19 protein-coding genes are annotated in these 21,752 nt (G+C 59.7%); 6 read left to right on the top strand and 13 right to left on the bottom strand.

What is annotated here, in order from left to right; genetic code table 11:
• Position 1 precedes the first annotated feature (1 nt).
• The 10 genes from AKV04_RS22810 to AKV04_RS22765 all read right to left on the bottom strand — a co-directional run bounded on the left by AKV04_RS22810 (position 2) and on the right by AKV04_RS22765 (position 12,321).
• On the bottom strand, positions 2–736 hold the full coding sequence (locus AKV04_RS22810; RefSeq protein WP_054008711.1) for a FadR/GntR family transcriptional regulator: 735 nt from the start codon (positions 734–736) through the stop codon (positions 2–4).
• Between the two features lies 1 nt (position 737).
• Positions 738–1,715, bottom strand: a complete 978-nt coding sequence (gene yjfF, locus AKV04_RS22805; RefSeq protein ID WP_054008710.1) for a galactofuranose ABC transporter, permease protein YjfF — start codon at positions 1,713–1,715, stop codon at positions 738–740.
• Positions 1,712–2,710 carry an ABC transporter permease gene (locus AKV04_RS22800; protein ID WP_054008709.1) on the bottom strand — a complete coding sequence of 333 codons (999 nt, stop codon included), beginning with the start codon at positions 2,708–2,710 and terminating at the stop codon, positions 1,712–1,714. Before AKV04_RS22800 ends, yjfF begins: the two co-directional genes overlap by 4 nt.
• Positions 2,707–4,242 carry a sugar ABC transporter ATP-binding protein gene (locus AKV04_RS22795; protein WP_054008708.1) on the bottom strand — a complete coding sequence of 512 codons (1,536 nt, stop codon included), beginning with the start codon at positions 4,240–4,242 and terminating at the stop codon, positions 2,707–2,709. Before AKV04_RS22795 ends, AKV04_RS22800 begins: the two co-directional genes overlap by 4 nt.
• Positions 4,243–4,342: 100 nt before the next feature.
• Complete coding sequence (gene ytfQ, locus AKV04_RS22790; protein WP_156317775.1) at positions 4,343–5,311, bottom strand: galactofuranose ABC transporter, galactofuranose-binding protein YtfQ; 969 nt, start codon at positions 5,309–5,311, stop codon at positions 4,343–4,345.
• A 511-nt stretch (positions 5,312–5,822) separates the two neighbouring features.
• Positions 5,823–7,349 carry an indolepyruvate oxidoreductase subunit beta family protein gene (locus tag AKV04_RS22785; protein WP_054008707.1) on the bottom strand — a complete coding sequence of 509 codons (1,527 nt, stop codon included), beginning with the start codon at positions 7,347–7,349 and terminating at the stop codon, positions 5,823–5,825.
• Positions 7,346–9,490 (bottom strand): thiamine pyrophosphate-dependent enzyme, encoded by a 2,145-nt coding sequence (locus AKV04_RS22780; RefSeq protein WP_054008706.1) that lies wholly within the window; start codon positions 9,488–9,490, stop codon positions 7,346–7,348. Before AKV04_RS22780 ends, AKV04_RS22785 begins: the two co-directional genes overlap by 4 nt.
• The gene (locus AKV04_RS22775) at positions 9,491–9,961 is read right to left on the bottom strand and encodes a MarR family winged helix-turn-helix transcriptional regulator (RefSeq protein WP_054008705.1); all 471 of its coding nucleotides are present in this window, start codon (positions 9,959–9,961) and stop codon (positions 9,491–9,493) included.
• A complete protein-coding gene (locus AKV04_RS22770) occupies positions 9,958–11,529 on the bottom strand; it encodes a phytoene desaturase family protein (RefSeq protein ID WP_054008704.1) in 1,572 nt (523 codons plus the stop codon). The genes AKV04_RS22775 and AKV04_RS22770 overlap by 4 nt, the downstream gene beginning before the upstream one ends.
• Before the next feature lie 3 nt (positions 11,530–11,532).
• Positions 11,533–12,321 (bottom strand): cyclase family protein, encoded by a 789-nt coding sequence (locus AKV04_RS22765; protein ID WP_054008703.1) that lies wholly within the window; start codon positions 12,319–12,321, stop codon positions 11,533–11,535.
• A 99-nt stretch (positions 12,322–12,420) separates the two neighbouring features.
• Between AKV04_RS22765 and AKV04_RS22760 the strand changes: the two genes are divergently transcribed.
• The 6 genes from AKV04_RS22760 (at position 12,421) to AKV04_RS22735 (ending at position 19,203) form a co-directional block, all read left to right on the top strand.
• On the top strand, positions 12,421–13,986 hold the full coding sequence (locus tag AKV04_RS22760) for a phytoene desaturase family protein (RefSeq protein ID WP_054008702.1): 1,566 nt from the start codon (positions 12,421–12,423) through the stop codon (positions 13,984–13,986).
• 33 nt (positions 13,987–14,019) lie between these two features.
• Complete coding sequence (locus tag AKV04_RS22755) at positions 14,020–15,540, top strand: ABC transporter substrate-binding protein (RefSeq protein ID WP_054008701.1); 1,521 nt, start codon at positions 14,020–14,022, stop codon at positions 15,538–15,540.
• A 134-nt stretch (positions 15,541–15,674) separates the two neighbouring features.
• Positions 15,675–16,685, top strand: a complete 1,011-nt coding sequence (locus AKV04_RS22750) for an ABC transporter permease (RefSeq protein WP_054008700.1) — start codon at positions 15,675–15,677, stop codon at positions 16,683–16,685.
• A complete protein-coding gene (locus AKV04_RS22745; protein WP_054008699.1) occupies positions 16,678–17,529 on the top strand; it encodes an ABC transporter permease in 852 nt (283 codons plus the stop codon). Before AKV04_RS22750 ends, AKV04_RS22745 begins: the two co-directional genes overlap by 8 nt.
• Complete coding sequence (locus AKV04_RS22740; protein ID WP_054008698.1) at positions 17,526–18,395, top strand: ABC transporter ATP-binding protein; 870 nt, start codon at positions 17,526–17,528, stop codon at positions 18,393–18,395. The genes AKV04_RS22745 and AKV04_RS22740 overlap by 4 nt, the downstream gene beginning before the upstream one ends.
• Positions 18,388–19,203 carry an ATP-binding cassette domain-containing protein gene (locus AKV04_RS22735; protein WP_054008697.1) on the top strand — a complete coding sequence of 272 codons (816 nt, stop codon included), beginning with the start codon at positions 18,388–18,390 and terminating at the stop codon, positions 19,201–19,203. Before AKV04_RS22740 ends, AKV04_RS22735 begins: the two co-directional genes overlap by 8 nt.
• On the opposite strand, the gene AKV04_RS22730 is transcribed toward AKV04_RS22735, so the two are convergent.
• The 3 genes from AKV04_RS22730 to AKV04_RS22720 are packed head-to-tail and all read right to left on the bottom strand — an operon-like array spanning position 19,200 to position 21,705.
• Positions 19,200–19,655 carry an RbsD/FucU family protein gene (locus AKV04_RS22730; RefSeq protein WP_054008696.1) on the bottom strand — a complete coding sequence of 152 codons (456 nt, stop codon included), beginning with the start codon at positions 19,653–19,655 and terminating at the stop codon, positions 19,200–19,202. The two genes, AKV04_RS22735 and AKV04_RS22730, sit on opposite strands and share 4 nt — an antisense overlap.
• On the bottom strand, positions 19,655–20,602 hold the full coding sequence (locus AKV04_RS22725; RefSeq protein ID WP_235815744.1) for a carbohydrate ABC transporter permease: 948 nt from the start codon (positions 20,600–20,602) through the stop codon (positions 19,655–19,657). Before AKV04_RS22725 ends, AKV04_RS22730 begins: the two co-directional genes overlap by 1 nt.
• On the bottom strand, positions 20,599–21,705 hold the full coding sequence (locus tag AKV04_RS22720) for a carbohydrate ABC transporter permease (RefSeq protein ID WP_054008695.1): 1,107 nt from the start codon (positions 21,703–21,705) through the stop codon (positions 20,599–20,601). The genes AKV04_RS22725 and AKV04_RS22720 overlap by 4 nt, the downstream gene beginning before the upstream one ends.
• Positions 21,706–21,752: the final 47 nt, after the last annotated feature.

The following is a 21,752-nucleotide window of genomic DNA, read 5'->3' as shown; positions in this document are numbered from 1 at the left end:
TTCAAGCCCCCAAAATCCAAACCCGATCTACCGCCAGAATATCCGCCATCGCCGCGCCTGCCGCGTCGGCCGCGCCAAGCCCCACCGCATCGGCCAAAGCCTGATACATCGCCGCTTTTGCCACAGCAAAATCTGCCAGCCCCGCCCGCAGTTGCGGCGCAATCGCCTGCACCACGCCGAATTCCACCAAAGCCGAGGCCGCGCGCAGAAACGGATTCTGGCTCGCCTCACAAAGCATCCGGTGAAATTCAAACTCCGCCAGCGCGAAAGGCTCGGCCAAGGCCGCCGTCATGCTGCGCTGGTTCAGCCAGTACAAAAGCATCCGCACCTGCTCGGCAGAGCGCCTCTGCGCCGCCAATCGCGCGGTTTGCATCTCAATCATCTCGCGCAACTCGACATAGGATTGCAGAAAAACCAACCCCGGCCCCGCCTCTTGAATCCAGCCAAGCACTTGACGATCATAAAGATTCCACCGGCTGCGGGGCAGCACCCGCGTGCCGACCTTGGCGCGCGCCTCGACCAATCCCTTGGCCTCCAGCGTCTTGAGCGCCTCACGCAAAACCGTGCGCGAGACGTTGTAGGTGTCCATCATTTCGGCATCATTCGGCAGGATCGAGCCCACCGCAAGCCGCCCCGAAGCGATGCCGATGCCGACTTCGCTGATCACATAGGAATGAAAATTGCGTGCCACCTGCCGCCCAGACAGCGCGCGGACAAGGCTGCCGGGTTCGCTCATGCTAGGTTTTCCAAAACACTTTCCTGCGCGGAGATGCCGCCGAGAACACCAGCCTTTGCAACAAAATGAACAGGAAAAGCAAGCCGCCGATCACGATTTTAGTCCACCAACTCGACAGGCTGCCGTCGAACACAATGTAGGTTTGCACCAACCCCTGCAACATCACCCCTATAAACGTGCCCGCAATGAACCCGTAGCCCCCGGTCAGCAAGGTACCCCCAATCACCACCGCCGCGATGGCGTCCAACTCCACCCCCAAAGCCGACAGCGAATAGCCCGCCGAGGTGTAGAGCGAGAACACAATCCCCGCGAGCCCCGCCAAAGTTGCCGACAACGTGTAGATCAAAATCGTAGTGCGCGCGACCGGAACGCCCATCAATCCTGCCGAAACCTCCGACCCACCAAGCGCGTAGACATACGAGCCAAACCGCGTGCGATGTGCCAAGATGATGCCGAATACGAACACCAACAGCATGATCATCCCGATCACCGTCAGCCGCCCGCCACCGGGCAACAGGATGTAGCTTTTTGATATCGTAGTATAAAGCTCATGCTTGATGCCAATGCTGTCGGAGGAAAGCACGGATGCGCCGCCGCGCGCCAGAAACATCCCCGCCAATGTTACGATAAACGACGGCACCTTCAGATAGTGAATAGCCGCCCCCATCACCGCGCCAAACGCCGCCGCCACCATCAGCGAAATCGCAAAAGCCAACAGCGGATGCAGCCCCAGCCACATGATCAACACCGCATTCAGCACCGTGGTGAAGCCAATCACCGCACCCACAGAAAGGTCAATCCCCCCCGAGATGATCACAAAGGTCATCCCCACCGCCGCGATGCCCAGAAAGGCATTATCGGTCAGGAAATTGCCCAGCACCCGCGTCGACAGCATCGCCGGAAACTGGATAACGGCGGCAAGATAGGCCAGCGCAAAGATCGCCGTTGTGGCCACCAAAGGCCGTAAAGCGCGGTTCATTGGGCTTTCCCTTCCGACATGCGCTTGCGCAGCCATTGGCTGGTCATCGGCGCTTGCAACACCAAAATCAGAATGATCACGCCGGATTTCACCACCAGATTGAACTCTGGCGAGAAGCCCGAAATCAAAATCCCGGTGTTCATCGCCTGAATGATCAAGGCCCCCACCACCGACATCGGGATCGAAAACCGCCCCCCCAGCAGCGAGGTGCCGCCGATCACCACAGCCAAAATAGCATCCAACTCCAGCCACAACCCGGCGTTATTGGCATCCGCGCCGCGAATATCCCCCGCCACGATCAGCCCCGAAGTGGCCGCACAAAACCCGGCAAACGTATAGACCACCACCAGCAGCAAGCCACTGGAAATGCCCGAAAATCTGGCAGCCGAGCGGTTCACCCCCACCGCCTCAATCAACAATCCCAACGCGGTTTTGCGCACGATCAGCGTCGCCCCAATCGCCAAAACCGCAGCGATCACAATCGGCATCGGCATCCCGAACAGCGACCCCGTGCCGATGAAAATCAGCACGGGGTCGGAGAATGTCACGATCGACCCTTCCGTCACCAGCTGCGCCAATCCGCGCCCCGCCACCATCAACACCAGCGTCGCGATGATTGGTTGGATTTCGAGATAGGTCACCAATATCCCGTTCCAGAGCCCACACAAAAGCCCCACCAATAGCGCAGCACCCACCGCCACAATCGCCGACGACCCGCCCGTCACCAGCACCGCCGCAACTGCGCCTGCAATCGCCATCACCGCACCGACCGACAGATCAACGCCCTTGGTCGCGATCACCGCCGTCATGCCAATCGCCAAAATCGCCACCGGAGCGCCGCGGTTCAGCACGTCAATCACGCTGCCAAACAGCCGGCCATCCTGCAAAGTGATGTCGAAAAACCCCGGAAACAGCAGCCAGTTGATCCCCAACACCGCCGCCAGCGCCATAAATTGCGGCCGCAGCAGCGCGCCCCGCCAGTCGATCCGCCTCATGCCCCCACCTCCGCCGTAACTTTGGCTCCAGGATTATCCGCAATCGCCGCCACAATCACCGAGGGCGCAATATCGGCGCCGCTGAGTTCCGCCACCATCTCGCGGTCCCGCATCACCACGATGCGGTTGGAATAGGCCACCACCTCGTCCAACTCGGATGAGATCACCAGCAAAGCCAACCCTTCTTCGCGCAACCGATTGATTGTGCGCACAATTTCGGCATGGGCTCCCACGTCGATCCCCCGCGTCGGTTCGTCCAATATCAGGAAATTCGGGTCAATCGCCAGCCAGCGCGCAAGGATCACTTTCTGCTGATTGCCTCCCGACAAAAGCTTCACCGGCATCTCATGGTTTGCCGCCCGAATATCCAACGCCTCGGCATAATTGCCGGCAATCTCGATCTGCTCATCGCGGTTCAGCGCCCGGAACCAGCCCAATTTCGCCTGCAACGCGATAATGATATTCTCGCGCACCGACAAATCGCCGAAAATTCCATCCAGCTTGCGGTCCTCCGGGCAAAACCCGAACCCCGCCGCCACCGCTTGCGCCGGGTTGCGGATATTCACAACCCGCCCGCCCACCGAAATCTCGCCGCAATCCGCCGGGTCCACCCCAAACATCAACCGCGCCATCTCAGTACGGCCAGACCCCAACAATCCCGCCACCCCAACAACCTCGCCCTCATGCAAAGCCAGGCTAAAAGGAGCCACTTTTCCCTGCCGCCCCAAAGACTTAAACTCCACCCGCACCGGACCTTGCATAGCTTCCGCCACGCCGACACCGCCATGATCAAACGCCAGATCCTTGCCCAGCATCATCCGCACCACATCCGTCGCCGTCACCTCCGACAGCACTTTGGTGCCGATCAGACGGCCATTGCGCAGGATCGTCACCCGGTCGGCAATCTCAAACACCTGATCGAGAAAATGCGTGATGAAGATAATGCCAAGCCCGCGCGCCTTCAGACGCCCGACCACCTCAAACATTTTCGCCACTTCATTGCGGTCTAGGCTCGCGGTCGGCTCATCCAGCACCAGAACCTTGCCCGACAATTCCACCGCCCGCGCAATCGCCACGATTTGCTGCACCGCCACCGAATAGCTGCCGAGTTCCGCCTTCACGTCGATTTCCAAACCGTAACCCGCTAGCAAATCCCGCGCCCGCGCCTCAATCACCTTACGCTGCACGATGCCAAACCGCGTCGGCTGATGGCCGAGAAAAAGATTTTCAGCCACCGACCGGTTCGGCAACAGGTTCACTTCTTGGTATACTGTACCGATGCCATGGCGCTGCGCATCCAGCGGGTCCGAGAACCGCACAGGCGCGCCTTCCAGCAAAACCTCGCCGCCATCCGGCTGATAGGCTCCGGTCAAGATCTTGATAAGTGTAGACTTTCCGGCGCCATTCTCACCCAGCAGTGCATGAACCTCACCGGGGCGCACTTCAAAATCAACGCCGTCCAAAGCCCGATGCTGGCCGAAAATCTTCACAATGCCGCGCGCTTGCACGACTGGCTCTGCGCCCTCCACCATAGACCTGCTCCTCAAAACCCTGCCCCCCACTCTGCGCGAAAGCCCAGATAAAGCAACGCCGGCCAGATCGCTCCGGCCGACGCTGTCAGCTTACCTCAGCTTAATAGCCCAGACCTTTGCGGCGGTCGTATTCGCCCTGCGCATCATCCGCAGGCGTATACAGCTTCGACTCGGTGATGATGAACTTCTCGGGCACTGTGCCCGCAGTCAGATAAGCGTCCAGCGCCGCAAACGCCGGGCCCGCCATGTTCGGCGTCAGCTCGACCGTCGCATTGGCTTCGCCCGCCACAAACGCTTGGAAAATATCCGGCACGCCGTCGATCGACACCACCAGAATATCGGTCCCCGGCTTCAGGCCCGCGTCTTTGATCGCCTGAATCGCCCCAACTGCCATATCGTCGTTATGCGCATAAACCGCGCAGATGCCCTTTCCGCCGTCTTCGGCTTTCAGGAAACCTTCCATCACTTCCTTGCCTTTGGCGCGGGTGAAATCGCCAGTTTGGCTGCGGATGATCGAAAGGTTCGCATGGCCCGCCAGCGCATCTTCGAAGCCTTTTTTGCGGTTGATCGCAGGCGATGAGCCGACAGTGCCTTGAAGTTCCACGATTTTACAGTCTTTGTCGGCGACGGTTTTCACCAGCCAATCGCCCGCCACATGACCTTCCTTAACCTGATCCGACGCCACCGAGGTCAGATACAGATCCTGCGGCGCATCAATACCACGGTCGAGCAGGATGACCGGAATATTGGCTTCCTTCGCCTCGGTCAGCACTTCTTCCCAGCCGGTTGAGACCACCGGAGCCACCAGAATCGCCGCAACGCCCTGCGCGATAAAGCCCCGGATCGCCTTGATTTGGTTCTCTTGTTTCTGCTGCGCATCGGCGAATTTCAGATCAATCCCCAGCTTTTCAGCCTCGGATTTGGTCACCGACGTCTCCGCCGCCCGCCAGCCCGATTCCGAGCCAATCTGCGAAAAGCCGATCACTTTGCCCGACAGGTCGGCATAGGCCGCCGAAGACAATAGGGCGCTGACACCCGCGGCCAGCGCGAGTTTTTTGATAATGGACATGATCCCTCCCTAGGATTTTGTGGCAGGTGTCTTCCCTCACCGGCCTGAGACAAGGCTAGCAAAAGTATTACTATATGTAAAATACGAAGTTTGAGGGATGTTTTTGCCGATATTTTGGGCGATCCGTGAAGCTAACCTGTTGCGAAATCACAGAAGCTTAAACGCGGCGACAGCGGGCGCATCCGCAGCATTTTCCAGCCGCAGCGCAGCGAGCTCCGCATATGCCATGCCGGAGTCAAGCAAGAGAATCACCGAAAGCCACGAGATTCCTTCATTCTGAAAAATGATTTCATTCTGAGAGCGTGCTTGGCCGCCTTAAAATCAGAAGCCTCCGGCGGGAGTATTTAGGAAAGAGCAATTCCAAGGGACTGCCCCATCAGTTGCTCTTTTCAAAATACTCCCGCCGGAGGCTCCCTAGCTTTCAGCCGCCCAAAGGTTAAAAATCCCTTTACCGCGCACCATCAACACATTGTAATTAATAAATTAAATAGGGTCCCGAGTTGGGACCGCCTTAAACAAAGCTCCGAACCGTCTCCAAAGCCCCATCCAAAGCCTTGCCCTCTTCATCCATCAAAGCCGCCTCCCGCAACCGCCGCGCCCAATCCGCCGCATCGGGTCTGCCCGCCACCAAAGCGATACCATCCAGAACCCGATCAAACTTGGAAAGCCCACGCGCATGGGTGTCCGAATAGCCCTTCACCAGCCGCCGACACCGGATCACCTCGACCGCGAGATCATAATTCACAGGCAAATACCCCAAAGCCACCGCCAACCAGTGCTCCAGATGCGCCACTTCCTGCGCGTGCCGCAGCGACCCCAACCGCCGCCGTTTCATCCCGCCCAAAACATACAGCATCAGATAGGCCCGCAGACTATCCGTCCGCATCCGGCGCCCCTTGTTGAACCAACGATCCAGCCGCGCCATCCAAACCGGACTGGCCTCCAGTTTCGCCCCAAGTCTCGAAGGAAACAGCCCGACAATCTCCTCGGCCCGAGGATGCAGAAACTCGGTCAGCTGCACCACATTGCCAGCCTTCGCCCCCATCTCAAGCGCAATCCGCTCCGCCCGCCCGGCGCGAGTTTTGAGGTCAGCCACCCGGATCACATCATCATAGGCCATTGCATTGGCGATATACTTCGCCGCCTGCTTTGAGAGTTCAAACGGGCTTCTGTCCCGCGCCAGTACCGCCTCCACCCGATCCAAGTAGACCGCGCCATAGGGGAGATCCTGAAACTCCACGACTTTGCGCAGGCCCAAAACCGCCATCTCGGCAACCGCTTCTGGCATCCGCCCCGCCCGATCCACCAGTGCCTGCCAGGCCGCCAGCAACCGCGCCGACCCAATCGGAGCCGCCGCAATCGCCACCGCAACAACCGGCATCGCAATCGGCCCCTGCGCCGCCGCATAGCCGGCCGCAAACGCCCGCAAAGACGCCTCGGCCCCCTTACCCCCCGATTTGATCGCCGCCTCAAACGCTTCACGCGCGAACGGCAGCACCTCGGCCCCTGCCAGCGCGCCAAACAGGCTCGCCGAAATCACCGAGCCCTGCGCGATCGCCAATGCATCGAAATCCGCAGCGATAAACCTGCGCGCTGCCACTTCCGCCGCCGCAATCACCTCTTCAGACGACGCAATGCCATCCCCCGGCACCATCTTTTCCGAGACCGCCAAGGCCCGATGCGTCGAGGTGATCAGAGTCGTGCGATCCGGGGTCACAAAGCCGCGCATGATCGAGCGGCCAGCCTCCATCATCTCGGCCGTCACCATGATATCGACATCGCCCGCCGCTGGCATCAGCGAGAACACTGGCGCACGCGGGCCAGTGGGGGCCATCTCAACATAGTAAACCGTAGCGCCCGTCCGCTGCGCCACCCCAGCCACCGAAGTCGCCTGACAGACATAGCCATTTGCCCGCGCCACCGCCTCGATCCAGCCCGTCAGTACGCCGCCGCCCTGCCCGCCCACCGCCAAAAGGGCAAGTTTGATAACGCCGTCCATACCCTTGCCGCCCGCTGGAATCGCCTGATGCAAACTCATGCCGCCCCCCCGAATACCAAGCGTTTCGCATCGCGTCGCCGTTGCAGCCAGCCGATCATCCTGCCGCGAAATCCGGCCAAACGCCGCTCAAACGCGCTTGGATTATGCACCACATCGGCGCGATAAAAGCTGGGGCACAGTACCGCCGCATCGGCCACTTCACCGCAGTTGCCACAGCCGACGCAGGATTGGTCAATCGAGGCCACCGGATCATCACGCAGCGGATCATCAAGCTTTTTCAACGACAAAGACGGGCAGCCCGACAGCCGGATACAGGCGTGATCGCCAGTACACACCGCCTCATCAATGCCAAAACGTGGGCTTTCCACCCGTCGGCCTGATTTGATCGCCGCCGCCCGCAGCGGCTTTTCGCGGCGCTGTTTGTTCAGCATACACTCGCTTGAGGCCACGATCACCTTCGGCCCCGGCGCATCTGTGGTCAGCGCCTCGCGGATCGTATCGCGCATCTTTTTGACGTCATAAGTGTGGTCAATCTGGCGGACCCACTCAATCCCGATGCCGGCCAAAGCCTTGGAAATCGGGTTCTTCGTCGCCTTGGTCGCATTGTCCGCGCGGCTGGACATAACATCCTGCCCGCCCGTCGCCGCCGAGTAGAAATTGTCGACCACAATCGCCACGCCATCGGATTTATTGAACGCCATATTGGTAAACGACGAGCTCAATCCGTTGTGCCAAAACCCGCCGTCGCCGATGATCGCAATCGGACGCCGCTCGCCACCGCCATCAAAGGCCGCATTCGCCGCAGGGCCAAGACCATAGCCCATCGTCGCCCCGCCAATCTCAAACGGTGGCAGGCTCGCGAACAAATGGCAGCCAATATCGGCAGCAATCTGGTGCTTGCCGAGTTCCTTTTCCACCAGCTTCATCGCCGAGAAGATCGGGCGTTCCGGGCAACCGGTGCAGAACCCCGGCGGACGGATCGGCACGGTTTTTGACAGGTCAGGAATCGCGGGACGGTCGATATTTGGGGCGCGCACGACTGCTGCCAGCATCGCGGGGGCGGCAGTTTTCAGAAAGCCCGTCACCGCCTCCAGCATCACAGCGCCCGTGTATTCCCCGGCCAGAGGAAACAGCCCTTTACCGTGCAATTTCACCGCCGATTCCGCCCGATAGAGGAAGCTTCCCAGCTGGGTTTCGATAAACTCCGGCTGGCCCTCCTCGATCACCAACACATTATCCTTGCCAGCACAGAATTCCAGAAACTCCCCGGAAATCAATGGGTAAGTCACGTTCAGCACATAGATCGGCACTTGGCTGTCGCCGTAAATATCCGCCAAGCCAAGCCGCTGCAACGCCCGAATCAGCCCGTTATACATCCCGCCCTGCACCACGATGCCAAAGTCGGATTTCGGACCAAACACCTCATTCAGCCCCCGCTCACGGATGAATTTCTCCGCCGCAGGCCAGCGGCTTTTCACCTTATCCTGCTCATGCGCGAAAGACATCGGCGGCAAAACCACCCGCGCGAAATCGCTGCGTGGGTTCGACAAGGCGTCTTTTACCGTCAGCTTCGGGCGCTGGTTGTCGCGGGTTTGAAACGATCCGGTGACGTGGCACGACCGGATACGGACCATCAACATGACAGGCGTATTGCTGACTTCCGACAGCTCAAACCCGTCGGAAACCGCCTGCACTATGCTGGGCAGGTTCGGGCGCGGATCCAGCAGCCAAAACTGTGATTTCATCGCAAAAGCATGGGTGCGCTCCTGCATAATGCTGGAACCCTCGCCGTAATCCTCGCCGACAATCACCAAAGCGCCGCCGGTCACCCCCGATGACGCCAAATTCGCCAAAGCATCCGAGGCCACATTCACCCCGACCGAACCCTTGAACGTCACCGCGCCGCGCATCGGATAATGCACCGACGCCGCCAGCATCGCCGCCGCCGCCGCTTCATTGGCATTGGCTTCAAACCGCACGCCGAGTTCACCCAACAAATCCTGCGCATCGGCCAAAACATCCATCAGATGCGAGATCGGCGCGCCCTGATAGCCGCCGACATAGGCGACGCCGTTTTCCAAAAGCGCCTTGGTCAGCGCCAAAATCCCCTCGCCGGTGAAGGTTTCGCCCGCGCCCAAACGCAGGTCTTCGACTTCGGCTTTGAACGAACGCTCTGCCATCTAAATCTCGTGCTTTCTGATATTTGTCAGCATTTTCTGAAGGGTAGCGGTGAAGGCCTGCCGTTCAGCCTCGGGGATTCCCCTGAACATCCGCGCCTGCGCCTTCGCCATATGCGGCCAGAGCGACTCAAACGTGCTGCGCCCTGTCTCGGTGACGAACACCCGCACCGCGCGGCTGTCCGCACTGTCGATCTCCCGCCGGATCAGCCCATCCGCCTGCAACTGGTCCAAACTGCGGCTGAGGGTGGAGGGATCCACCACCGTATAGATCGCGAGCTCCCGGATCAGCGGGCCTTCAACCACCGAAAGCACCGCCAGCGCGCGCATCTTCGGCGTGGAAAGCCCCAGATCGGCCATCTCATCGCGCAAGCTGGCGTTGTAGCGCCCCATGATGCGGTTCATCAGATAGGGGGCGAAATTAGTTAAGCCAATCTCACCCAAACGCGGCACTGCGGGGGTTTCATCGTTCATGCGCCCAACCTCTTTGCCGCGTTAAATCCCGAGCCACCACCCAAGCCCGGCCCCGGATGGGTCGAGGCACCAATATGGATCAACCCGCGCACCGGGCCTGTGCCATTCGTCGAATGGGCAAACGGCCGCCAGATGAAAAACTGATCAATGCTGCACGCCCCGCCATAGGGGTCGCCGCCGACAAGGTTGCAATTCATCCTCTCCAAATCAGCGGGGGAATAGGCTTTCCGCGCCAGTTTGATCTTGTCGAAATCTTTGATATGGCGTGATAAAATCACTTCAATCCTGTCCGCAAACGCTTCCCGCGCGCCCTCCCAATCCTGCGTTGCAATCTCACCGCTTGCGTCACCCTTGATCACGCGTGGCGCATCGGGGATCTGCAACCACAAGATTGCCTTGCCTTCAGGACAGCGGCTTGGATCCAACCGATGCGGTTGCCCTACGCAGATCGTGGGGGTGGCGGGCAGCATCCCGCGCTCGGCCTCATTGGCGGATTTCGACACCGAATCCACACCATCCGCCAGATGGATCAGCGCCACATCATCCAAGCCAGCCGTTAACCATTCAGGATGCCGATCCAGTGCATAATGCAACTGGAAGTTGCCACGCCCATGCCGGAACTGCCGCACCGCCGCCTGTTCTTCCGGCAGGTTCACATCCAGAAACCGCCCGTAAAGCTGATCCGGCGCGACCGAAGCCAGCACAGACGCGCAAGCAATCGCCTCGCCGCCTGCCAGCCGCACCCCCGTCACCCGACCATCGTGCGTGGTGATTTTCTCAACGTCAGTGCCCGTACGGATCACCCCACCATGCGCCTCAATCAACCGCCGAAACGCCAAAGCGGCCTGCCCCGCCCCGCCTTTCGAGATCGGCGCGCCCGCCGCTTCCAGCGCGAAAGCAATCACTTTGCCCATCTGCGCCGAATAGGTGGACTCTGGCGTTAACCCACAATGCAACACCCAAGGCGCCCACAACGCCTGCACCAGCGGGCTTTGATAATTGCTCTGCAACCAACCCCGCGCCGGGGTCAAAGCACTCCCCATCCAGGCCGCAAGGCCGCGCAATCCGCGCTTTCTCACCTGCCCAAACAGCAGTTTCGCTGTGGCCCAAGACCATAGATTCCCACCCAACAGCGCGAACAGGAACGGCGCATCGGCTGCAATGCCACCAACATCCCGCGCATGCTGATCGCCATCTCCCGCCGACAAGGCATTGAAAGAACGCACATTCTTCGCCGCATCCATCGTCAAAACCAGCGCTGTCCCATCCGGTCGCAGCACCGCCGTTGGATGCGGCGAATGGCAATATTCAAAGCCATGCCGCGCCAGATGCGGTCCCAAAGCAGCCCCCGCAGACGAGGTCATGAACAACACAAAGGTCGCCGCCATCACGTCGTGGCGGAACCCCAGCAGGGTCACTTCCTCGGTCAAAAGACAGCCGCCGATCCGGTCTTCCCGCTCCAACACCAGCACGCGCGCGCCCTTCAGCGCCAGCATGCTGGCCGCCACCAGCCCGTTGATGCCCGAGCCGATGATGACGTGATCGAATTTCCCCAGATCGGCGGCCATTGCTTAACGCGCCACCAGCGCCAAGGCCCGAATGGGCGAGCCAGTGCCGTTCTCAATCTTCAGCGGTGCCGCAATCAGGATCGCCCCCTTGGCAGGCAGCCGGTCCAGATTGGCCAAGGACGCCAGACCATAGCAGTTGTTCTTGTGCAGCAGATTATGCGCCGGGAACGGTGGAGTCATCCCGCCTGCCTGCCCCGCATCGGTGCCGATGCACTGGCTGCCCCAGCCGACAATTCCCTTTGAAATCAGATACTCAATCACTTCAGCGGTTGGCCCCGGCGTGTGTGGTCCGGTTTCATTGGCGTTCAGGAACAGCGCTTCGTCATGGCTGCGCTTGTCCCAATCCGAGCGCAAAACCACCCATTCGCCCGCGCCAATCGCGCCATGCTTGGCTTCCCACGCCTTCACATGTTCAATCGTCAGCAGGAAATCCGGGTTCGCCCCACATTCCGCCGCAAAATCCAAAACGTTAACGGGAGCAACCAAGCGCTGCACTGGCAACGTGTCGGTATAACCGTCAGCATAATCCTTGCCAGTGATCCAATGGTGCGGCGCATCAAAATGCGTGCCGGAATGTTCACCAACCTTCAACCAGTTCCACGCCCAGAACGGGCCATCGGCGTCGTATTCCGAAATCCGGTGAATCTCGATCGCGGGCGTGTCCTTGGCGAAATCGGGCGGCAGCTTCAACAGCGGCGTGTTCGGCCCCAGCACCCCAGTGCAATCGACCACTTCCACCCCGCCCGAGGCGAGCATTCCGGCCAGACCGGCCAACACATCAGCTGAACTCATCGCTATCTCCCTGATTGCGGCGGCTGTCCCGCCTTACGGAATAAGACTAGACAGAATTAAATGCATTTGCAAATATCCTTAAGTCAACCGGAGCGAAATATGTCCGAACGCTACGACGCGGTCTTCATCGGCGCGGGCCATAATAGCCTTGCCTCTGCCCTGCATCTGTCCGCTTCCGGCTGGAAAGTGGCCGTGTTTGAACAGGCTGCAGTTGCAGGCGGAGCGGTGAAATCCGGCGCCTATACGCTGCCGGGATTTCAGCATGACTGGGCGGCGATGAACCTGTCTCTGTTTGCCGGATCACCCTTTATGAAGGTCTATGGCGCGGAATTGGCACAACATGGGTTGGAATTTGCGCCTGTTGCCAGCCCCTTCTCCTCTGTATTCCCCGACGGCACATGGTGCGGCGTCTCCACCGATGCCGCCGCCACCCGCGCCCGCATTGCAAAGCTGTCGCAAGCGGATGCTGCCACTTGGACGCGGCTGACGGAAGGTTTCGCGTCTGAAGCCCCACATCTGTTTGGCCTTCTTGGCGCACGGATGAAATTACATGCGCTTGCATATTTCGTGTTCAAAACACTCCGCACCAAAGGCCTTGGTGGCACACTGGACGTGACCAGGTTCCTGCTGCAATCGCCCCGCCAATGGCTGACGCAGACCTTTGAGTCGCCCAAAGTCCAGGCGATGCTCGGCGCATGGGGCATGCATCTCGATTTCGCCCCCGATGTCGCGGGCGGCGCGCTGTTTCCCTATTTGGAGGGCATGGCGGGCCAAGCTTTTGGCATGGTTTTGGGCAAGGGTGGCTCGGATACGATCATCCGCGCGCTGGTTGCCGCGATCACCGCGCGCGGCGGGCATATTGAAACCAACCAAACCGTCAACCGCATCCTGCACACCAACGGCAAAGCCACCGGAATCGTGCTGGCGGATGGCCGCGAAATCACCGCCCGCCGCGCCGTGATCGCCAATGTTGCGCCGCGTGCCCTGCCACGTCTGACCGGGACCACCAGCGATTTTGACGCCAACCTGACCGCCTTCACCCACGCCCCCGGCACGATGATGATCCATCTGGCTTTGTCCGATTTACCCGATTGGAAATCTGGCAATGATCTGAAATCATTCGCTTATGTGCATCTTTCCCCCAGCCTTGATCAAATGGCGCGCACCTATCAGCAGGCCAAAGCGGGCCTGTTGCCGGACGAGCCGATTATCGTTGTCGGCCAACCCACCAGCGTTGACCCAAGCCGCGCGCCTGAGGGCAAGCACACGCTTTGGTTGCAAATCCGCATGGCACCGGGCGCAATCAAAGGTGACGCCAAAGGCGAAATCAGCGCTACGGATTGGCCGCAGGCCGCCGAACCCTTCGCCCAACGCGCGCTGGATATTCTGGAGACCTACGCCCCAGGCACCCGGGCCAAAATCCTCGGTCTGCGCGTCGTGCCGCCGACCGAACTTGAATCCGACAACCCCAATCTGGTCGGCGGCGATCAGATTTGCGGCAGCCACCACCTTGCGCAGAACTTTCTGTTCCGCCCGGTGCGTGGGTTTGCGGACGGCTCCACTCCGATCCGAAACCTGCACCTGACCGGAGCCGCCGTTTGGCCCGGTGCGGGTCTGGGGGCCGGATCTGGCTATCTTCTCGCCCAAAAACTGACCGGGAAATAACCCCGGCTTCATCCATAACCTCAGGGAATTGCTATGAAACTCAACCGTCGTGCGCTTTTACAACTCTCCGCCGCGAGTGTCGCGCTTGCGGCCTTCAGCCTGCCGCTTCGTGCGCAGGCCATCGCAGAACTGGTGATCGCCTATAACGTCAACCTGCCCGCCTGGGATCCGACGACCGGGCCTTCGGCGGTTAATCCGACGATTCAGGGCATCTATCAGTCGGTGTTTGACCAATACATTCTGCAACAACCCGATCTGAAACCAGCCCCCGGCATTCTGACTGAATGGGGCTGGAATGACGACAAAACCCAAGTCTGGATGACCGTCCGCGACGGCGTGACATGGCATGATGGCTCGCCCCTCACCGCGGAAGATGTGGCGTGGAGCCTTGCCCGTGTCGCCGATCCGGCCACTGGCAGCCCGATCCAGTTTGTCTGGGGCACGCTGACCAATCACCGCGTTGAGGGCAACAAAGTGCTGGCCGATGTCGCGCAATTCGACCCCACCATCTTCAAATGGATGTATTTCCTGACCGGTTATGTGCTGCCGAAAGCCTATTACACCAAGGTTGGCGCCGAAGGCTTTGAGGCTGCCCCGATCGGCTCTGGCCCCTATATGGTGGAGAAATTTGAGCGCGACGCCTTCGTGCGGCTGAAAGCCAACGCGAATTACTGGGGCGGCAAGCCGGAGTTTGAAACCGTTACGATCAAATTCGTCACCGACGCCGCCGCCCGCGTGGCCGAGGTCGAATCCGGCAATTCCCATGTCACTTTGGAGGTGCCATACGAGGAATATGACCGCCTGAAGGCCACGCTGACCGGAACCGCAACACCAATTTCCGACATCGGCATGATTTTCCTCAACGATATCGAGGTGATGCTGGACCCGAATGTGCGCAAAGCCGCCGCCCATGCCATCGACAAACAGACCATCATCGACCGTCTGCTCAAGGGTTACGGCGTGGCGATTGATACGCTGGAAACCCCGCAATACGACGCCTATGATGCCAGCATCAAGGTACCCTACGATCCTGATCTGGCGGTGAAACTGTTGGCGGACTCGGGTTATTCCATTGATAATCCGGTGAAATTCAAAATTCAAACCACCAAGGGCTTCAAACCCAAAGACTATGAGATGATCCAAGCCATCGTCGGGTTGTGGCGCAAGGTTGGCATTGAGGCCGAGATCGAGGTCTACGAGATCGCCAAGCACTATGAACTGCGCGCCGCAGACCAACTCGCCCCCGCCGCCTTCTACAACTGGGGCAATTCGGTAGGCGATCCGACCACTTCAACCGGGTTTGCGATGTTCGGCCCAAGCCCACATTCGGTCTGGGATGGCAAGGATCTGATCGACATGATCGGCCCGCTCTGGGGCGAAAAGGATGAGGCAAAGCGCATCGACGGCTGGAAAAAGGTCGACGCTTTCATCGCCGAGAACGCGCTGGTGATCCCGCTGCTGCAATATGTGCAGCCGATCCTGTCGGCCAAGGGCGTTGTCGTGACGCCACATGCCTCTGGGGCGCTGCTGCCCTATCTGATGAAGCGGGCGTAGCTGATTTCGCTTAACTTTCCTGTCAACGGCTGGGGGACTTCGCGTCCCCCAGTCCCCCTACGGGATAGTTCCGTTCCTGAAAAAGCAGTCGAAACCGTTTGATCCCTGCACGACCACCTAGGAAGCCCCCGCCTATGCAATTTCTCCAATCGGTGCTTCTGCGATTATGCACCACCCTGATCACGCTGGCAGGCGTGGCAGTGATCGTGTTTTTCGTCATCCGCGTGGTGCCCGGCAACCCGATCGCCATGATGCTTCCCCCCGGCGCGACCGAGGCAGATGTCGCCCGGCTGACAGCGCTTTACGGGCTGGATAAATCCATCCCGCAGCAATTTCTGATCTGGTTGTCCGGTGTGGTGCAAGGTGATTTTGGCACCTCGATCACCACCAAACAACCGGTGTTGCAGCTGGTGCTCAGCCGCCTCCCCGCGACTTTAGAGCTTTCGGTGATGGCGCTGATCATCGCCATCATCATCGGCGGTTTCATGGCGCTGACAGGCACCCGCCTGCGCGGCAGCAAAACCGAAGCCGCGATAGACATCGGCAATGGCATGGCGCTGTCGGTGCCCGATTTCCTTTGGGGGCTGATCCTGATCCTTGCCTTCGGCGTGCTGATCCCGATCTTTCACATCTCGGGCCGCGTCACCCCCTCACTCCCCCTGCCGTTCAGCACAAATTTCTACCTGACCGAATCCCTACTGCGCCTGCGCTTCGATCTATGGCTGGATATCGCAGCCCATATGTTCATGCCGGCCCTGGCCCTTGCGATTCCCCTTGCGGCCATCATCAGCCAACTTCTTAAACAATCGCTTAAAGAGACCATGCATTTGGATTACGTCACCCTTGCCCGCACCAAGGGCTATTCAGAAACCCATGTCATCCTGCGCGAGGCGCTGCCGAATGCCATCCTGCCGACCCTGACGCTGGTCGGCGTGCAGTTCACCTTCTTGATCGGTGGCACGGTTATCATCGAGCGGCTGTTTTCCTACGAGGGCCTCGGCAATATGGCGATTGATGCGGTGATCAACCGCGATCTGCCGCTGATCCAAGGCATCGTCATCCTGTTCGCGGTGATCTTCACCGGAGTTAACCTATTGGTAGACCTGACTTATGCCGCTTTGAACCCGAGGTTGCGCCATGCTTGACGGACGCAGCGCGATCAGGCGCAAACTGCCCGCGCGGCTGGTTTTGTCAGCCACATGGCTAACCCTGCTGACGCTTGCCGCCATCTGCGCGCCGCTGATCGCGCCGAAAGACCCGCTCGCCCAAGACCTGTTCCTAGGTCAGTTGCCGCCGTTCTGGCTGCAGGGGCACGAGCCTGGCTATCTTCTCGGCACTGACTCCCTAGGCCGCGACGTGCTCAGCCGCATCCTCTATGGCGCGCGACTGGCCCTGACCGTGGCTCTGACAGCCGGAACAATCACCTGCATCATCGGCGCCACCATGGGCCTGCTCGCCGGATTTCTGCGCGGTTGGGTCGATATCCTGATCAGCCGCGCGATTGATATCTGGATGGCCTTCCCGCCGGTTCTGTTCTCGATCCTGCTCATCGCTGTACTTGGCCCCAGCCTGACCTCGATCATCATCGCCATCGTGGTGATCGATTGGACCCGCTTCGCCCGCGTGATCCGGGCCGAAGCGATGACCCAAGGTGCGATGGATTACGTCGCCTCCGCCCAAGTCGCGGGCCGCACCCGGCTGTCGACCATGGTCACCGAGATTCTGCCCAACGTGCTGCCCACCATCGTCGTTCTGCTTACGCTTGAAATGGGGATTTCCATCATCGTCGAAGCCATCCTGTCGTTCGTCAACCTGTCCATCTCCACCGATGACCCCACCTGGGGCGGCATGATCGCCGAAGGTCGCGCCAGCATCCACCAGGCCTGGTGGGTTCTGGTGTTCCCGCTGATCACGTTGTTCCTGACCGTATTAAGCTTTTCGCAACTGGGCGAAGGGCTGAAAGACCGCTTCGATCCGGTGCTGCGATGAGCTACCTTTCGATCCGCAATCTCTCGGCCCGCCTGAAAGGCCGGCCCGATCAAATCCTGCGCCGGGTGTCGCTGGAGGTGGCCGCCGGCGAGGTGCGCGGTCTGGTCGGCGAGTCCGGCGCGGGTAAGTCGATGATCGGCAAAGCTATTCTTGGCACCCTGCCGCAATCGGTAGAGATCACCGGCGGGCAAATCATCCTTGACGGCACCGATCTGCTCGCCCTGCCCGCCGCACAGCGCCGCACTTTGATCGGGGCGAAATGTGCGTTGATTCCGCAAGACCCGCTGACCGCGCTGAACCCGTCGCGCCGCATCGGGCCGCAGATCACCAACCGTCTGGTCGATATCCTGCACTGGAGCCGCGCCGATGCCGAAAAACGCGCCCGTGATCTTTTGGCCGAGGTGCAAATCCCCGACCCCGAGCGGGTGATGCGCAGCTATCCGCATGAACTTTCCGGCGGGATGCGGCAACGCATCCTGATCGCATCCGCCTTTGCTGCCGAACCCAAACTGATCATCGCCGATGAGCCGACCACAGCCCTTGATGTCACCGTGCAAAAGCAAATCCTGAAGTTGATCGCCGCGATGCAGGCCCGCCACGGCACCGCTTTGCTGTTTGTCACCCATGATCTGGGCGTGGTCTCCAAGGTGTGCCAAAGCCTGTCGGTGCTTTATGCGGGCTATGTGCTGGAAGACAGCACGATCCCTGAATTCTTTCATGCCCCCAAACACCCCTATTCCCGCGCTCTGCTGGCCGCGACTCCCAAATACACCGACCCCGACGGCAGCCTGACCCCGGTGTCCGATGCCGTGATCGCAGCCACCCGCGCCGAAGTCGAAGCCGCAGATCGGAGCGCGCATGTCTGAAATCTACCCCCCAAACCTTTACCAAATTGATAATTTGCGGCTGTCACTGGCCGATATGACACAAAAACCGCTGGTCGGGGCGGCACCCCGGCTCGAAATCCTCAAGGGGCTCAGCTTCAGCATCCCAAAAGGCGAAATCCTTGGCATCGTCGGCGGTTCCGGTTCCGGCAAATCCACGCTTGGCCGCGCTTTGGTGCGCCTGCTAGAGCCCTCGGGCGGCACGATAAAGTTCGACGGCCAAGATATCACCCACCTCACCGAACGTGACTTACGCCCGCTGCGCCGCCGCTTTCAGATGATCTTCCAAGACCCGATGAGCAGCCTCAATCCGCGCCACCGTATCGGCCAAATCATCGCCGCCCCGCTGTCTTTGCACGACTTTAACAATCCCAAACAGCGGGCTTTTGAGGCGCTTGATCACGTCGGCCTGCCCCGCGCTTTCGCCGCGCGCTTCCCGCATGAACTCTCGGGTGGTCAACGCCAGCGCATCGGCATCGCCCGCGCCATTGCGTTGAAACCCGAGTTCATTCTGGCGGATGAGATCGTCTCTGGCCTTGATGTTTCCAGCCAAGCACAAATTCTCAACCTGCTGGAATCCTTGGTGAAAGATCTTGGCCTGACACTGGCTTTCATCAGCCACGACCTAAGCGTGATCCGCCGTCTCTGCACCCGCATCCTCGTGCTGCACCAAGGTCAGATCGTGGAAAATGCCGCCACCGCCGAGCTGTTCGCTAACCCGCAAGCAGCTTATACCCGCGATCTGCTAGACGCGATCCCACTGCCCGACCCTAACCAAATCTGGGTCTAAAGCCGCGCCAAATCCACCACGCCCTTCTTCAGGATAAAGCAACCATAGGGCCCCGGATCAGAGGTGCGCACGATGGCAAAGGCGCGCCCGGCGGCCTCATAAAACGCAAACCGCTCCAGCGCTTGCATCGGCACCGCTCGCCCCTCGGCGGCGTCAATCACGCCCTGCACCAACCCGAATATCGGCATCTCAGCCCCCGCATCGCCGACCACCTGCATCCGCGCGACAGGCGTATCCACAAATGTATCCAGCGGCATCAGTGTCAGGATCGCGGCCAGCCCTATCGGAATATCACAGCCGACCATATCCACCACCCGGCCATGCGTGGTCTTCGCCGCAATCGTCGCCGCCGGATGGTTCACATCGCAGATCACCAGCGCGTCACCATGCCCCATCAGCATCAGCACATGCACCAGTTCCGCCGACAGATGTCGATCAATGCCTTTGAGCATTACTTAATCGCCCCAGCCGCCATGCCCTTGATAATATAGCGCTCCAGCACCACGCCGATCACAATAAGCGGCAAGATCGCGGCCCACGACAGCGCCGCCATCGACCACCACGAAATCCCCTGTGACCCGGTTTGCGAGGCCACCATCACCGGCAAAGTGTTGGCATGGGTTGAGGTCAGCAGCGCCGCGAAGAAATACTCGTTCCACGTCAGCACCAGTGACAGAATGAACGCCGCCACCATCCCCGGCAATGCAATCGGCAGAATGATGGTGATAAACGCGCCCCAGATCGACAGGCCATCGACCAATGCCGCCTCCTCCAACTCGGTCGGAATAGAGGAAAACTGGTCGCGCATGATCCAGATCACGATCGGCAGCACCGACAGGGTATAGAGCAAAATCAAGCCGATGCGCGTATCCAGCAGCGCCAGTTCTTTATACAGCACCAGCATCGGCAGCGCCAAAACTACCGGCGGCAGGATCAACTGGCTTAGGAAAAAGAATGAAATGTCGCTATTGCCCATCCACAGGAATTTATAGTTAAAGCGGCTCAACCCATAAGCCGCCAGCGACCCCAGCATCACCGCCAGAACCGAGGATGTCACCGAGGTGATCGCCGAATTGGTGAAGCGCTTCATAAACTCATCGCGCACCGTGCTATCGGCGCCAATCGTATCGGGCGACAGACCCAAAGACTTCCAACCCAGCCATTTCGGAGTGAAATCAAGCCACGGTATCAGATTGCCCTTCATCACGTCGGGGGCCATTTTGAAGCTGGTGGTCAGCGTCCAATAGATTGGAAATAAACAGATAAATGCCCACAGGATCAGCAGGCCATAAACGAACAGCCGCCCGGTGAACCATTTTGGGCGAAAGCTGCGGTCGGCGGCCGAATCCTTGAAAATCTGCCCGTTCATATTGGCCTCACTCATGCCAGCTTTACTCATGTCCGGGGCCTCGCAAACCGATCCGCAAGCTTCATCAAAATCGTCATCACGATGATGATCAGCACCAAATAGAACATCGCCAGAAGCGTGCCGTAGCCGACGTTCGAGCGGTCCCTATACTCACGGAAAATGAACGAAGTCACCGTATCGGTCGCCCCGCCCGGCCCACCGGACGTGACTGCAATCACGATATCGGCCAGCTTCAGCTTGAAGATAATCCGGATCAGGATGGCGGTGATCGACACTGGCAGCATCATCGGGAACGTGACCTCCCAAAACGCCCGCCAGCCATTCGCGCCATCGACCTTGGCCGCCTCGTTCAACTCTTTCGGGATCGCCTGCAAGCCCGCCAAAATCATGATCATCATAAACGGAATGAAGGTCCACGCATCCATCAGCATGATCGTTGCCTTAGCCACGCCGGGGGTGCCAAAGAACGACGGCGTCTCCCAGCCCAGAAACCGCGCCAACCGCGCGACCGGGCCAAACCGCGCCTCCAGCATCGACTTGCCGATCATCCAACTGACCGCCACGGGGCTCAGCATCAACGGCAGCAGAAACGCCACCCGGAAGAACTTCCGCGCCCGGATCTCGGCGTTCAAAGCCAAAGCCAGCCCGAAGGCAATCGCATATTCCACAAGGATCGCAAGCACATACCAGACCATGTTCAGTAGCGCGTTCCAGTAGAACGGATCGGCCCACATCTGCCGCACATTGGTCAGTCCGTTAAAATGCCGGCCATCCGGGCTCGATAGGTTCCAATCGGAAAACGCAATCACCAAGCCGAACAGCAACGGAAACACCGTCAGCGAGATCACAAACAACGCCGCAGGCAGCACGAACAAAGTACGCTTGCCATGCTCACCATGCAGCAAAACCTGCCCCCAGCTGAGGCAAATCGCCCAGAAGATATAAGCGTAAAGCGTTGGCCGCCAACTCGTCAGGCCGAAGTCATGCAGACCCTGCACCTGCAAAAGCTGCACCAAAGCCACCAGCGCCATCAACGCCGCCGAGCCCCAGATGATGCCCCGCCCCAGCGCGCGACGCTGATCCGAGATATTGTCATTGCTGACAACGTGTAGAAGATCGCCTGAACTGCTCACCGCATCGCCCCGCTTGGGAAAATTAGGGTGCGCAAGCCATGCGCACC

It is taken from the genome of Cypionkella psychrotolerans (assembly GCF_001294535.1).
GTDB lineage: Bacteria > Pseudomonadota > Alphaproteobacteria > Rhodobacterales > Rhodobacteraceae > Cypionkella > Cypionkella psychrotolerans.
Note: the sequence above shows the minus strand (reverse complement) of the source record. Positions and strands in the feature narration are given on the sequence as shown.

Coding starts and splice junctions, on each gene's coding strand:
- AKV04_RS22730 (WP_054008696.1), bottom strand. CDS start 19,655: ATGCTCAAAGGCATTGATCGACATCTGTCGGCGGAACTGGTGCATGTG.
- AKV04_RS22745 (WP_054008699.1), top strand. CDS start 16,678: ATGCTTGACGGACGCAGCGCGATCAGGCGCAAACTGCCCGCGCGGCTG.
- AKV04_RS22770 (WP_054008704.1), bottom strand. CDS start 11,529: ATGGCCGCCGATCTGGGGAAATTCGATCACGTCATCATCGGCTCGGGC.
- AKV04_RS22750 (WP_054008700.1), top strand. CDS start 15,675: ATGCAATTTCTCCAATCGGTGCTTCTGCGATTATGCACCACCCTGATC.
- AKV04_RS22725 (WP_235815744.1), bottom strand. CDS start 20,602: ATGAGTAAAGCTGGCATGAGTGAGGCCAATATGAACGGGCAGATTTTC.
- AKV04_RS22810 (WP_054008711.1), bottom strand. CDS start 736: ATGAGCGAACCCGGCAGCCTTGTCCGCGCGCTGTCTGGGCGGCAGGTG.
- AKV04_RS22740 (WP_054008698.1), top strand. CDS start 17,526: ATGAGCTACCTTTCGATCCGCAATCTCTCGGCCCGCCTGAAAGGCCGG.
- AKV04_RS22735 (WP_054008697.1), top strand. CDS start 18,388: ATGTCTGAAATCTACCCCCCAAACCTTTACCAAATTGATAATTTGCGG.
- AKV04_RS22775 (WP_054008705.1), bottom strand. CDS start 9,961: ATGAACGATGAAACCCCCGCAGTGCCGCGTTTGGGTGAGATTGGCTTA.
- AKV04_RS22795 (WP_054008708.1), bottom strand. CDS start 4,242: ATGGTGGAGGGCGCAGAGCCAGTCGTGCAAGCGCGCGGCATTGTGAAG.
- AKV04_RS22800 (WP_054008709.1), bottom strand. CDS start 2,710: ATGAGGCGGATCGACTGGCGGGGCGCGCTGCTGCGGCCGCAATTTATG.
- ytfQ (WP_156317775.1), bottom strand. CDS start 5,311: ATGTCCATTATCAAAAAACTCGCGCTGGCCGCGGGTGTCAGCGCCCTA.
- AKV04_RS22765 (WP_054008703.1), bottom strand. CDS start 12,321: ATGAGTTCAGCTGATGTGTTGGCCGGTCTGGCCGGAATGCTCGCCTCG.
- AKV04_RS22785 (WP_054008707.1), bottom strand. CDS start 7,349: ATGAGTTTGCATCAGGCGATTCCAGCGGGCGGCAAGGGTATGGACGGC.
- AKV04_RS22755 (WP_054008701.1), top strand. CDS start 14,020: ATGAAACTCAACCGTCGTGCGCTTTTACAACTCTCCGCCGCGAGTGTC.
- AKV04_RS22760 (WP_054008702.1), top strand. CDS start 12,421: ATGTCCGAACGCTACGACGCGGTCTTCATCGGCGCGGGCCATAATAGC.
- yjfF (WP_054008710.1), bottom strand. CDS start 1,715: ATGAACCGCGCTTTACGGCCTTTGGTGGCCACAACGGCGATCTTTGCG.
- AKV04_RS22780 (WP_054008706.1), bottom strand. CDS start 9,490: ATGGCAGAGCGTTCGTTCAAAGCCGAAGTCGAAGACCTGCGTTTGGGC.